Source organism: Mesorhizobium sp. M2C.T.Ca.TU.002.02.1.1 (assembly GCF_003997225.1).
Genome location: NZ_RZTO01000072.1, coordinates 1 through 13150, shown reverse-complemented (window position 1 = coordinate 13150; position 13150 = coordinate 1). Strand labels below are relative to the sequence as shown.

General features: G+C 63.1%; 11 protein-coding genes. 2 read left to right on the top strand and 9 right to left on the bottom strand.

What is annotated here, in order from left to right:
* Positions 1-371: 371 nt before the first annotated feature.
* Positions 372-605: a hypothetical protein gene (locus tag EOD07_RS06235; RefSeq protein ID WP_127234387.1), complete on the bottom strand. Its 234-nt coding sequence runs from the start codon at positions 603-605 to the stop codon at positions 372-374.
* A 58-nt stretch (positions 606-663) separates the two neighbouring features.
* On the bottom strand, positions 664-1041 hold the full coding sequence (locus tag EOD07_RS06230) for a response regulator (RefSeq protein ID WP_245469898.1): 378 nt from the start codon (positions 1039-1041) through the stop codon (positions 664-666).
* 206 nt (positions 1042-1247) lie between these two features.
* On the opposite strand from EOD07_RS06230, the gene EOD07_RS06225 reads away from it, so the two are divergent.
* Together EOD07_RS06225 and cysK are read left to right on the top strand one after the other, a co-directional pair.
* The gene (locus EOD07_RS06225) at positions 1248-1853 is read left to right on the top strand and encodes a carbonic anhydrase (RefSeq protein ID WP_245469896.1); all 606 of its coding nucleotides are present in this window, start codon (positions 1248-1250) and stop codon (positions 1851-1853) included.
* 658 nt (positions 1854-2511) lie between these two features.
* Entirely contained in the window at positions 2512-3492 is a 981-nt protein-coding gene (cysK, locus tag EOD07_RS06220) for a cysteine synthase A (protein ID WP_127234384.1), read from the top strand.
* Between the two features lie 137 nt (positions 3493-3629).
* On the opposite strand, the gene EOD07_RS06215 is transcribed toward cysK, so the two are convergent.
* From EOD07_RS06215 to EOD07_RS06185, 7 genes are all read right to left on the bottom strand, one after another.
* A complete protein-coding gene (locus EOD07_RS06215) occupies positions 3630-4715 on the bottom strand; it encodes an NnrS family protein (protein ID WP_127234383.1) in 1086 nt (361 codons plus the stop codon).
* Between the two features lie 472 nt (positions 4716-5187).
* Positions 5188-5898 (bottom strand): Crp/Fnr family transcriptional regulator, encoded by a 711-nt coding sequence (locus EOD07_RS06210; protein WP_127234382.1) that lies wholly within the window; start codon positions 5896-5898, stop codon positions 5188-5190.
* Positions 5899-6190: 292 nt separating this feature from the next.
* Entirely contained in the window at positions 6191-6883 is a 693-nt protein-coding gene (locus EOD07_RS06205; RefSeq protein ID WP_245469895.1) for a peptidylprolyl isomerase, read from the bottom strand.
* Between the two features lie 23 nt (positions 6884-6906).
* Complete coding sequence (gene narI / locus EOD07_RS06200) at positions 6907-7626, bottom strand: respiratory nitrate reductase subunit gamma (protein ID WP_127234380.1); 720 nt, start codon at positions 7624-7626, stop codon at positions 6907-6909.
* An 18-nt stretch (positions 7627-7644) separates the two neighbouring features.
* On the bottom strand, positions 7645-8268 hold the full coding sequence (gene narJ / locus EOD07_RS06195) for a nitrate reductase molybdenum cofactor assembly chaperone (protein WP_127234379.1): 624 nt from the start codon (positions 8266-8268) through the stop codon (positions 7645-7647).
* 10 nt (positions 8269-8278) lie between these two features.
* Positions 8279-9811: a nitrate reductase subunit beta gene (gene narH, locus EOD07_RS06190; protein ID WP_127234378.1), complete on the bottom strand. Its 1533-nt coding sequence runs from the start codon at positions 9809-9811 to the stop codon at positions 8279-8281.
* On the bottom strand, positions 9808-13150 hold a 3343-nt coding region (locus EOD07_RS06185), incomplete at its 5' end, for a nitrate reductase subunit alpha (RefSeq protein ID WP_127234377.1). The genes EOD07_RS06185 and narH, both read right to left, overlap by 4 nt.

Below are 13150 nucleotides of genomic sequence, written 5' to 3'. Positions count from 1 at the left end.
CCGTACATCAAATACACGTCCTCATCGCGTGGCCGGTAGCCCTCGACTTCAAACGCAGCGACCGCGTAGCCCAGTTTCTTCTCGAACTGTTGCTGGGGCCGAACGCCAGTCGCCGAAGGCCCGAATGCAAGCCATCCGCGCCGATCACTAAATCAAACTGGCGTTCGCCTCCATGTTTCAAACAAGCGCGCATGCCGTCTGACGCTTGCGCACGGCGAACTCTCGCGCTTGCTCTTCGAAAAGGCCAAAGACACGACAGAGATCATTTTCGGCAATGAGATCGTCAGGCTCGAAGGAGCGTCACATATCGGCCGTTTGTCAATCCCCAAAGATGTCTGTGTCAAAGCCTGCTACACGTTTTCCGGCATCATTCACGATACGCATTTCGCGCACACGATATCTACGCGATTGATGTCTGCCTCGAGACCCATCCTTTCAGCGATCCAATAGCCAAGGGCCCAAAAATCAATGACGTAGCCCCCGGTGCGCAATTGAGTCGCTTGCTCGATCAGAGTTGGCCGGAATCCGAAGGCTGCGAGCCAAAAGCCAAGCGCCGGCCCCGCAACCCCCCTCCCGCCGGAAATCAACACCGTTCGGTCGGTCATCGCGCCACTCCTTTTTAGAGCACTTCGCCGGTGTAGATGCAGCCTCGGATGGCGGGGATCATGTACGCGTGGCCGAAGGAAGAGAGGGACCAGCCTCATTGAGCAGGGTAGCGAGACCAGTGATGACCTGCTGCATCACGAACGGCTTGACGATCATGATGCTGTTGGGAACCCCAAGCGCGCCCCAGTCTTCAGCTCCATCGGCGCTTTCATAGATCACAGGAAGGCTCGGGTTAGTGGCTCTAACGTGACGCGCGATGTCCCACCCGCTTGGACCCGTCCCGAGTCTTATGTCCGTCACAAGCGCCCCAATGCGCTCCGGATCACGATCAAAGATGGCTATAGCTTCCGCTCCTCGGCTAATGCCGACTACCTCGAACCCCGCCTCGATGAGGGAGTGTTCAAGGTCAAGGAGGATGATGCTCTCATCCTCCACGACCAACACGGTACAGGGCTGCAACCAACCCCCCAGCTTCCAAAGGAGAAATGACCACCACCGAAACAGGTCACGAACCCTTTTGGTTCCCGTGTCAATAGCATTTGTTAGCCGGGATCAGGACGACATCGCCGGTTCAGCCAAGTTCCTCAATGTGTTATGATTCGTCGCGTGGGAAAGAAGGCGAAGCAGACACTGGTGATGGCGTGCTGAATGAGCTGTTTGAGAAGAATCGGGCCTGGTCCGAGGAGCGCCGTCGCGAGGATCCCCACTATTTCGAACGGCTTTCCAACCTTCAGCGACCGCAATACCTCTGGATCGGCTGTTCGGACAGCCGGGTACCCGCCAACACGATCACCGGCTTGGAGCCCGGCGAGGTCTTCGTCCACCGCAATGTGGCAAACTTGGTTCACCCAAACGACCTGAACCTGTTGTCGGTCCTAGAGTACGCGATCGACGTACTGGACGTGTCACATGTCGTCGTCTGCGGCCACTATGGCTGTGGCGGCATTCGGGCTGCGCTCGACGGAGAACGGCACGGTATCATCGACCATTGGCTGCAGCCCATTCGCGATGTGGCTGAGCAGAACAAGGATGAACTGGACCGCCTCCCCGATCTCACATCGCGCCTCAGGCTCGTTTGTGAAATGAGCACTCGCAACCAGGTTGCGCGTCTTGAACGGACGCCCATTGTGCAGTGGGCATGGAAGCGGGGCAGGCGGGTGCGGATTCACGGGTGGGTCTACGGACTGTCCGACGGATTGATCTCGGATCTCAAGTGCAGTGTGCCTGCGCTGAATTCGACCGGCTGAGCCGGCCTATACATCATCCACTAAGTGAACGTTGTCTTTCTGGCGTACCCGGTACACGTTGTCAGGGCCTGAATTAGCGCGTTTTGAAGACTCCCTTTGCTCGTGACCAGACTTTCCTCCCACGACTGAAGCCAGGCGCTGTAGGCTTCCTTTTGAAACTGCCAGCCTTATCACCGCCCGATTCCGCTCCCCGAAGCCGTCAGCAAACTGCGGGCCGATGGCTGGCGGTTTCGACCGTATCTCTATTGGCCCTTGAGAGCTTGGCGATTACGCGAGGGCTTTTAGGAGTGCCGCAGAGCTCGAATGAGCGGGCGATTGGACTATGAGGCGGCCTATGCAGGCAATCAGGCCTCGTTGACCGATGATGTGCATCGCCCGAGCCAGATTTTGTGCACGAGCGCGCGCAGTGCATCTCCGCAGCGGCGCGGTCTCCTTTTTGTTTTTGTGAGCTCGATGTTCCGGGCAACGTGAATTCGACACAGTTTGCGCAAGCGCAAAGAACCATCTTCCGTGCCCCGCATAAACGAATGCCATTCAGGGCGTGCCGAGTTCGTGATCCAAGGATCTCGTCCGAGGCAGCGTTGTTGAAGGCCAGCCACGGATGATGCGATGTCCGGCCCAAAGCTTTGAAATTTGCGATGTCGGATAGAGCACATTGATGGACAAGCCCGTCACCACCGTGCGCGTGCCCGGACGAGGCCGCATCTACAATTCGATCACCGAGACGATCGGCGACACGCCGCTGGTGCGCCTCAACAAGTTCGCAAAGGATAATGGCATCGTTGCCAACCTCATGGCGAAGCTCGAATTCTTCAATCCGATCGCTTCGGTCAAAGACCGCATTGGCGTCGCCATGATCGAGGCGCTGGAGGCGGTCGGCCGCATCACCCCGGGCAAGACCATCCTGATCGAGCCGACCTCGGGCAATACGGGGATAGCGCTCGCTTTCGCGGCCGCCGCCAAGGGCTACAGGCTCATTCTCACCATGCCTGAAACCATGTCCGTGGAGCGCCGCAAGATGCTGGTGCTGCTAGGTGCCGAAGTGGTGCTGACGGATGGCACCAAGGGCATCAAGGGCGCCATCGCCAAGGCCAACGAACTTGCAGCGGCGCTGCCGGACGCAGTTATTCCGCAGCAGTTCGAGAACGCGGCCAATCCGGAGATTCATCGGCGCACCACCGCAGAGGAGATCTGGAACGACACGCAAGGTCAGGTCGACATCCTGGTCGCCGGCATCGGCACCGGCGGCACAATCACCGGTGTCGGCCAGGTGCTGAAGCAGCGCAAGCCTTCGGTGCGTGTGGTGGCGGTCGAGCCGGATGCCTCGGCGGTGCTATCGGGCGGCCAGCCGGGCCCGCACAAGATTCAGGGTCTGGGCGCTGGTTTCGCGCCGAAGACGCTCGACACGTTGATCTACGACGAGGTGGTCACGGTTTCGAACGAGGAGGCCGTGGCCAATGCCCGCCTCGTCGCACGGCTGGAGGGCGTGCCGGTCGGTATCTCCTCGGGCGCAGCCCTGAAGGCGGCGTCCGTCATCGGCGCGCGGGCGGAAAATGCGGGCAAGAATCTCGTGGTGATAATTCCCTCCTTCGCCGAGCGCTATCTGTCGACGGTCCTGTTCGAGGAAGCGGAGAGCTAAGAGATGGCGGGTGTACCAAGCTACCACCTGGTCGAGAAAGTCCGGCAACCCCCTGCGCGTCGCCGCGTCATGTTGATTGGCCCCGCTGAGATCGCCGTCCTCGGCATCCGCCATCTGCGCCTTTCCCTGCACGGCATTCAAGCTTGCTTGGATCGGGCGCGCTCTGCGCTGAGGAGCGGGAAGGGTGCCGGATGCCGCAGGGCAGTGAGATGCGCCGACAGAAAAAGGAGCCATGCCACCGACCAAGCGATACCTGCCGTGGTCACTAGCGCATCGTAAGGCGTAGCCATCTCCGCCAGGCAGCGCGCGCCCGTCGCAGCAAGGATCAGCCATAGCGCGATCCAGTGGCGTGTCAGCGGCATCAGGCCGATGACCTCGATGCGGCGCATCGAAACTCTCGATGCCACCGCCGCCACCATCGAGCCCATTGCGCCCATTGTCAGCAGATGCGTCTGGGCCAGAGGCGGAAGCACCCCCACCCGCGCGGCGACGATGCCGAGAAGCCCGGCCGCCAGGGCCGCATAAGCGGTGCACAGCATCCGGTTTGCCGGCCATGCTCCAAGCCCGCCCCAGGCCCTATGGAGCACCCACAGGGCGGCGACCGTCAGTGCCGACGTCCCAATCGCTCCGCTTGATACGGCCCCGACTCCCACCATGACGAGGCCAGGCCACACGGACGCTGCAGACCGTTGCGGCAAGCCGCGGCGCCGGTGCTCTTCGATCATGAAGGCGGCTGTCATCCGGCCGCCCACGGCCAGGATCAGCGCGCTGATCGCCAAGGGAAGCGCCGAGGCCTGTATCTGCTGCCGGACCAATGCCGCTTCCGCCATCACGAGGCCGAGCGGCACGAGGGCCAGCGGCAGCTTGTCCCAGCGCCTTGCGCGCAGAACGGGCAGCACGATCACCAGCGCGACGATTAGCAAGGGTAGACACACCATCCATATCGATTGCGGCTCGGCCAGCGCCAGCATTCGCGCGCCCAAAGCCAGGGCAGCCAGCCCCAATGCCGGCAGGGGGATCTCCAGCCTGGTCCACGCCCGCTGCGCGGTCAGAAGGTAGCCCGAGACTGCCATGCCGCCAAAACCGAATATCCCCAGCCGGACATGCGCCTGACCGGGATCCGTCAGCGGCAGCAGCCACAGCCACGGCAGAACGGCTGCGACAACGGCCGCGAGGGCGAAGAATATGCCGGCCGGATGGAAGATCAGGGGCCTGCGCTTCATGCCGTCCGGCCTCCGCTGGATTCCGAGTGTTCCGCTCTGTATCTGCCTAGCGGCGATGCCGCGTTGCGCATGCCCCTGCTGCAGGCATTGGAGTTCGTTGGGTCTGCCTCTTGGCGACGGATTAGTTTGTCGCGTTCTTCGAGAATGTCCTGTTCGCCCCTTGGGCGGCGATCCTCTTGATGCATTGGCTGGCCGTCGGCTTCAGGCCGGATGCAGCGCCAGAGGGAGCAAGCTTGGGCGCGTCGGTGTTCGTAGTCGCAGCCGCCTCTTCGGTCGCGCTGTTCTCGGTCACCGCTGAACGAATGAGCTGACATCGGCCCCTATCTAGGATGCAACGGTCGCAATCGCTTACGCCATCGGACACAAAGCGAGGCGAGAAAAAGCGGTCCGCAACCAGACGGCGGGCGTAGAAGCTTTACGCGCCCCATTTGAAAAGCCGGGTACCACGTCGTGAGTGCCCGGCTCAGGGCGTTCAGATCTCCGTTTTCAGCGATCGGCCTTCCGCAAGCATGAGCAGGCGGTGGGGTTCGACGACGGTCACCTTCTGGCGCCCGCTTCTGACCAGGCCCTTTTCTTCCCAGGCGCTCAGAAGGCGGCTGACCGTATGCAACGTCGTTCCCGTCATGTCGGCAATGTCCTGACGAGAAAGCGGAAAGTCTATCAGCAGCCCTTCTTCTGTCTTTCTGCCCGTCTGGTTCACCAGCTTGAGCAAGGCATGGGCCACGCGCCGGTCGACCTGCTCGGTCGACATCTCGACCACGCGCGCATGCGCGTCCTGCAGGCGGCCGCCGATGGTCTTGTACGCGTTGGCGCCGAAGCTCGGATAGGAGGAGGCGAACTCCGACCAGAGGCTGCTTGGCCAGGCCAGCACCACGCAGTCGGTGACAGCGATGGCGCTGGCCGGATAGGCGGTGAGCCCAAGGGCGCTGGCGATGCCCATCAATTCTCCAGGGCTGATGTAGCGCACGATGACTTCCTCACCGGCGGTCGTAGTCTTGACCACGCGGACATGGCCATCCAGCAACAGGAAAAAGGAGTGTGCGTCCAGCTCCTGTTCGAAGACCGGCTGTTCCTTTGCGATGCGCAGCGCCCGCGCCTGACCGATCATGCGGTCGAGTTCCGCTGAGTTTAGGCCCTGGAACGACGGCAAATCGGCGATCAGCGAGCGGTCGAGTCGACTCATATTATTTCCCAACTTTGCGGCATCTCGCTTATATGAGCTTGCTCTCCCGGTGCACCATGTCACGCAGACGTCGGTTGCAGCAACCGCTTCATGCCGCGACGTTTTCCCACGCAGGGCTTCGCCGAATTACAGATCTCTTCCAATCGGCTGCGGGAATGCGCTGCGCCGCATCAAAGATGACGCGAGCCGCAACGGCTGTTCCTTCAGCCATGGGTAACAGGCATCTTCATCGAGAAGGGCGGATTTCCTGCCTGACGGAGAGGGCCGAACTTACCAACGGGGAGGGCCGAACTTACTGGACCAGTGGCGATGCGCTCGCCTCGATATGGACACCGTCGATCTCGGCCTGCCCGGCCAGAACGCTGACGTACTGGCGCAGCGCCTTTTCTTCCACCTGCGACCGAAGCCGTGCGGCGATCCGCTCCTGGACGGCATCGAAGGGAAGCTTCCGGCCGGGGATGCGCTGGTCCACGGCCACGATGTGGAGGCCGTAACGCGTCCTGACGAGTTCGCGGAGTATTCCCGACGCGCCGAACTTGAAGAGAGCCTTTTCGAATTCCGGCACCATGTCGCCGCGGCCGACCTGGCCCAGATTGCCGCCTTGCGCTCCGGAAGGGCAGTTGGAAAGGTCCGCCGCAAGCGCCGCGAAGCGGTCCGGCTCGACCAGCAGTTCGTTCAGCGCCTGTTCGGCCCGCGCCCGAACCTGCGGCACGTTCACCTGCGGCGTCACCTGAAACAGGATGTGCCGTGCATGGACGAGGTCGCCGCTCTCGAACTCGGCCAGGTTCTGCTCGTAATAGCGGCGGCATTCGGCTTCGGTAGGCTTTGGGGTCGTTACTTCCTTTTCGATCAGCGCCTCGATTGCCGCCCCGACCGTCTTCTCATCTTCGGTCGCTGGTTCGAGCAGGCCAACCGCGACCGCCCGCTGCCGCAGAAGTTCGTGCACGGCGGCGAACTCGGCCGAATGATCGGCCTCGACCGCCACCGCGATGCCGTTGACCGAAAGGATCATGACCGGGTCGGCTCCTGGGCGCGGGTCTTCGGCGTTCGCGCGATCTGGTACGGACGGAACAGATAGGCGAGCGCACCGGCGCCGCTCCAGATGTGGATCATGCGCGTAAAAGGCGAAACCAGGAACAGCGTGAAGCCGAGCAGGATGTGCAGCTTGTAGGTGAGCGGCACGTCAACCATGAGCGCTGCGGCGCCGCCGTCCAGCGTCACTATGCCTTTCACGTAGCTCGTCAGCACCTCGAACAGGCCGCCGTCCATGTGGAAGGCCGATAGCGGGACCGTGAGCAGCCCGAGCGCAAGCTGCAGCCACAGCATGAAGGTGATGGCTATGTCCCATTTGCGGCTGTTCAGCCGGATGCGCGGATCGGCCAGCCGACGGTAGATGAGGATCGTCAGCCCGACGATGGCGGTAAAGCCGGCGATGCCGCCGACCACCATAGCGAGAAGCTGATGGGCGACCGGGGACAAAGCCCAGTCCACAGCCCAATGCGGTGCCAGAAAGCCGGCGAAATGGCCGAGGATGACAATGATGACGCCGTAGTGGAAGAGATTCGAGCCAAGCTTGAGCTCGCGCTGGCGCAGCATCTGCGAGGAATCGCTCTTCCACGTATAGGGCTCGCGGTCGAAGCGGATCAGGCTGCCGATCAGGAGCACCACGAGACAGATGTAGGGATAGACGCCGAAGAGCAACGTGTTGACGTAGGAATTGGCGAGCATTGAGAGCCTCCTTCCTTCTCAAATCGTGGAGCCGCCGCCCGGCGGGGCCGTATCGGCAAAGGCGGGCCTCTCGGCCCAGTCGCGGTCAAGCGCTTCCGTCTGCTCGCGGACCGGCTTCACCTTGGCCGCGTCGACCGGTTTCTCGCCGGCGATGACCAGCAACGCCTGGATGACGGCGGCGTATCGGCTTTGCCGGGCGAGCAACGAACGGCAGATCGAAGCGAGGATGGCCGCGCAGTCGGCTAGCAGCTCGCGGGCCTCCGTCATGTCGCGCAGGCTCAGATACTCCAGCACGACAGGCAGATAGTCGGGGAGTTCCGAGGCGGCGAGCTCGAAGCCGGCGGCACCGTAGAGTTCCTTCAGCTCGACCATGGCGGTGCCACGGTCGCGGCCATCGCCGTGCAGGTGCTCGAACAGATGCAGGGACAGAGCCCGGCCGCGGTCGAACAGGTCGACATAGCGTTCCTCTGCCGCGAGCAGGCCGCCCTGTCCGATCTCGTCGATAAGGGCGAGGAGAGCTTCCCGCTCGCGCGCGGCCACAATCGGCGCGGCGCGCACGACCTCGGCGATCTCGGGCAGCGCTTGGCGCATCTCTTCGTCCGGATAGGACAAAAGCGCGCTGAAGGCCTTGAAGATCAACATGGGACCATCCTCACGTATCGAGCGGCCGCACGGGATTGAGCTTGCGGCGGCCCATCTTGCCGCCGAAAAGCGTCGAATGCGGCGGCCCGAAATCGCAGCCATTGCCGAAAGTGAAGCCGCAGGAGCCCTTTAGCCCGTATGCGTCCTCGGCGTCCTCGCGGTGGCTGGTCGGGATGACGAAGCGGTCCTCGTAGTTGGCGATGGCGAGGTAGCGGTGCATGTCCTCGACTTGCGCGACCGAAAGCCCCGCCTGCGCCAGCACCCCCGCTCCATCGCTCTCGCCGAGCTGGCGCTGGCGGAAGTAGATGCGCATGGCCAGCATCCGCTCCAACGCCGCCACGACCGGCGCCTCGGCACCGGCGGTGAGCAGGTTGGCAAGGTAGCGCACCGGGATGCGCAGCGAGCGCACGTCCGGAATCTCGCCCACCGTCTCGATGGCACCGGCATTGGCGTGCGATTGGATGGGAGAAAGCGGCGGCACGTACCAGACCATCGGCAGCGTGCGGTATTCGGGATGCAGAGGGAAGGCGATCTTCCAGTCCACCGCCATCTTGTAGGCGGGCGAGCGCCTTGCCGCCTCGATCCAGTTGTCGGCGATGCCGTCGGCGCGGGCCTGTTCTACGACCGCCGGGTCGTTCGGGTCGAGGAACAGCTTGAGTTGCGCCTCGTAGAGATCCTGCTCATCTTCCACGGATGCCGCGCGCTCGATGCCGTCGGCGTCGTAGAGGAGCACGCCGAGATAGCGGATGCGGCCGACGCAGGTCTCGGAGCAGACGGTCGGCTGGCCAGCCTCGATGCGCGGATAGCAGAAGATGCACTTCTCCGCCTTTCCCGAGGTCCAGTTGTAATAGATCTTCTTATAGGGACAACCCGATACGCACATGCGCCAGCCGCGGCACTTGTCCTGGTCGATGAGGACGATGCCGTCCTCCTCGCGCTTGTAGATCGAGCCGGAAGGGCAGGAGGCGACGCAGCTCGGGTTGAGGCAATGCTCGCACAGGCGCGGCAGATACATCATGAACGTGTTTTCGAACTGGCCGTAAATGTCCTTCTGCACCGCCTCGAAATTGTAGTCCTGCGAGCGCTTGTCGAACTCGCCGCCGAGAATCTCCTCCCAGTTCGGCCCCCATTCGATCTTCTCCATCGGCCGGCCGGTGATCAGCGACAATGGCCGGGCGACCGGCGCGGTCGGGAGCTCGGGCGCCTTCTGCAAATGTTCGTAGTCGAAGGTGAAAGGCTCGTAATAGTCGTCGATCTCCGGCATGTTCGGATTGGCGAAGATCTTCGCCAGCACGGCGAGCTTGCCGCCCTGCTTAGGCACGATCTTTCCGTTCTTCTTTCGCTTCCAGCCGCCGTTCCAGCGTTCCTGGTTCTCCCAGTCCTTGGGGTAGCCGATGCCTGGCTTGGTCTCGACATTGTTGAACCAGGCGTATTCCATGCCCTGGCGCGAGGTCCACACCTGCTTGCAGGTGACGGAGCAGGTGTGGCAGCCGATGCATTTGTCGAGGTTCAGCACCATCGCGATCTGTGCGCGGATCTTCATGACGCGGCCTCCTCAGCAACCGGATCGACGGGATTGGAATGGTCGAGCCACTCGACCTTGACGAGCTTGCGCACGACCACGAACTCGTCGCGGTTGGAGCCGACCGTGCCGTAGTAGTTGAAGCCGTAGGAAAGCTGCGCGTAGCCGCCGACCATGTGGGTCGGCTTCAGCACCGTGCGCGTCACCGAATTGTGGATGCCGCCGCGCTGGCCGGTGATCTGGGAACCCGGCACGTTCACGATCTTCTCCTGTGCATGGTACATCATGCACATGCCTTCCTGCACGCGCTGGCTGACGACCGCCCGCGCGGCGATCGCGCCGTTCAGGTTGAACAGCTCGATCCAGTCGTTGTCGACGATGCCCGCCTTCTTCGCGTCAGTCTCCGAAAGCCACACGATCGGCCCGCCACGCGACAGCGTCAGCATGATCAGATTGTCGGTGTAGGTGGAGTGGATGCCCCATTTCTGGTGCGGGGTGATGAAGTTGAGCACGATCTCCTTTTCGCCGTTCGCCTTCTTGCCGAGCATGGCGGCGGCCGTTCGCGTGTCGATGGGCGGGCGGTAGACGGCAAAACCCTCGCCGAAATCGCGGAACCACGGGTGGTCCTGATAGAACTGCTGGCGGCCGCTGATCGTGCGCCACGGGATCAGCTCGTTCACGTTCGTGTAGCCGGCCGTATAGGAGACATGCTCGCTCTCGATGCCCGACCACGTCGGCGAAGAGATGATCTTGCGCGGCTGCGCCTGGATATCGCGGAAGCGGATCTTCTCGTCCTCGCGCGTCTCGGCAAGGTGGACGTGGTCGCGCCCGGTGATCTTGCCCAGCGCCTCCCAGGCCTTCACCGCCACCTCGCCGTTGGTCTCGGGCGCGAGATACATGACGGTCTCGGCGGCATCGATATCGGTGTCGATGCGCGGCCGCCCATCGGTCGGCCCGCCGTCGTTCACGCGATGGTTCAGCGCTCCGAGCCCCTTCACCTCGGTCTCCGTGTTCCACGAAATGCCCTTGCCGCCATTGCCTAGCTTGTCTGCCAGCGGCCCAAGCGCCGTGAAGCGTCGATACGTGTTGGGATAGTCGCGCTCGACCACGGCGATCTGCGGCGCCGTGACGCCGGGCACCAGCTCGCATTCGCCTTTCTTCCAGTCCTGGACCTCGAAAGGTTGGGCAAGCTCGGCCGGCGTGTCGTGCTGGATCGGAGTGAGCACCACGTCGCGCTCGATGCCGAGATGGCCCTCGGCCAGTTCGGAAAAACGCTTGGCGACCGCCTTGTAGGTCTCCCAGTCGCTCCTCGCCTCCCATACCGGATCCACTGCGGCGGAGAGCGGGTGGATGAACGGGTGCATGTCGGAGGTGTTGAGGTCGTTCTTCTCGTACCATGTGGCGGTCGGCAGCACGACGTCGGAATAGAGGCAGCTCGTCGACATGCGGAAGTCGAGCGTCACCACGAGGTCAAGCTTGCCCTCGGGCGCGGCATCGCGCCACTCGACCTCGGTTGGCTTCTCGCGGCCTTCCTCGCCGAGGTCCTTGCCCTGCAACCCATGCCGCGTGCCGAGGAAATGGCGCAGGAAATATTCGTGTCCCTTCCCAGACGAGCCGAACAGGTTCGAGCGCCAGATGAACAGGTTGCGCGGGAAGTTCACCGGATTGTCCGGGTCCTCGCAGGCCATGGCGATCTTGCCGGATTTCAGGCCGGCGACGACATGGTCCTTCACCTCGACGCCTCCCTTCTGAGCCTCCGCCGCGAGCGTCAGCGGGTTGACGTTGAGTTGCGGCGCCGAAGGCAGCCAGCCCATGCGCTCGGCCTTGACGTTGAGGTCGATCATGCTGCCGCGATAGGGCGCGGGATCGGCAAGCGGCGACAGCAACTCGGCCACGTCGAGCTTTTCGTAACGCCACTGGTCGGAATGCGCGTAGAAGAACGAGGTGCCGTTCATATGCCGCGGCGGCCGCACCCAGTCGAGCGCAAAGGCGAGCATCGTCCAGCCAGTCTGCGGCCTGAGCTTCTCCTGCCCGACATAGTGCGCCCAGCCGCCGCCGGAGATGCCCACCGTGCCGCACATCATCAGCATGTTGATGATGGAACGGTAGCCCATGTCCTGGTGGTACCAGTGGTTCATGCCGGCGCCGATGATGACCATCGAGCGGCCCTTCGTCTTCTCTGCGTTTGTCGCGAAGCCGCGCGCCACGTCGATGGCATGCGCGGCGGAAACGCCGGTGATCTTCTCCTGCCAGGCGGGCGTGTAGGGCACATTGTCGTCGAAGCTTTTCGCGCAATCGCCGCCAAGGCCGCGATCCAGCCCGTAATTGGCGCAGAGCAGGTCGAAGACGGTGGCGACATGGGCCTCGCCGTCGGCGAGCTTGACGCGGCGCACGGGCACGTTGCGGACGAGGACGTCGCCGCCCTGGTCGTTCCCGGAGAAATGCGGATGCGGCGTGCCGCCGAAGTATGGAAAGGCGACAGGCAGCGCGTCGTCGCGCCGCTCTATGAGGCTGAGCCCCAGCCGCACCTCCTTGCCCGTCTCGCCATCCTTTTCCTCGAGGTTCCAGCGGCCCTTTTCCTCGCCGTCCGCCGGCCAGCGATAGCCTATCGACCCCTGCGGCACCACGATGTCGCCGCTCTCCTCGGCAAACGCTACCGTCTTCCAGGCGGCGCGATCGGATTTCGGCGGCTTGCGGCGTGACTTCGGCCCGCTGGCGAGGTCGCTCTGACGGACATAGCGGTCAGGCACGAAGCGGTCACCGTCCTTCCTCAGCCTGACCAGCATCGGCATGTCGGTCAGGCGGCGGCAATAATCCTCGAAGTACGGTGTCTTGCGATCGAGGAAGAATTCCTTGAGGACGACGTGGCCCATGGCCATGGCGAGTGCCGCGTCAGTGCCTTGCTTGGGATGCAGCCAGAGGTCGGAGAGCTTCGCCACCTCCGAATAGTCCGGCGTGACGGCCACGACGCGGGTGCCGTTGTATCGCGCCTCGACGAAGAAATGCGCGTCGGGCGTGCGTGTCTGCGGCACGTTGGAGCCCCAGGCAATGATGTAGGCGGAATTGTACCAGTCGGCCGATTCCGGCACGTCGGTCTGTTCGCCCCAGGTCTGCGGGGAGGACGGCGGCAGGTCGCAATACCAGTCATAGAAAGAGAGAAGCGTGCCGCCGATGAGGCTGAGATAGCGCGCGCCCGACGCATAGGACACCATCGACATCGCCGGAATCGGCGAGAAGCCGACGACGCGATCCGGGCCCCATGTCTTGATCGTGTGGACATTGGCGGCCGCGATGATCTCGGCCGCTTCAGCCCAGGTCGAGCGCACGAAGCCGCCGCGCCCACGCATCGCCTTGTAGGAC

Coding starts and splice junctions, on each gene's coding strand:
- narI (WP_127234380.1), bottom strand. CDS start 7,626: ATGCTCGCCAATTCCTACGTCAACACGTTGCTCTTCGGCGTCTATCCC.
- EOD07_RS06215 (WP_127234383.1), bottom strand. CDS start 4,715: ATGAAGCGCAGGCCCCTGATCTTCCATCCGGCCGGCATATTCTTCGCC.
- cysK (WP_127234384.1), top strand. CDS start 2,512: ATGGACAAGCCCGTCACCACCGTGCGCGTGCCCGGACGAGGCCGCATC.
- EOD07_RS06235 (WP_127234387.1), bottom strand. CDS start 605: ATGACCGACCGAACGGTGTTGATTTCCGGCGGGAGGGGGGTTGCGGGG.
- narH (WP_127234378.1), bottom strand. CDS start 9,811: ATGAAGATCCGCGCACAGATCGCGATGGTGCTGAACCTCGACAAATGC.
- narJ (WP_127234379.1), bottom strand. CDS start 8,268: ATGTTGATCTTCAAGGCCTTCAGCGCGCTTTTGTCCTATCCGGACGAA.
- EOD07_RS06210 (WP_127234382.1), bottom strand. CDS start 5,898: ATGAGTCGACTCGACCGCTCGCTGATCGCCGATTTGCCGTCGTTCCAG.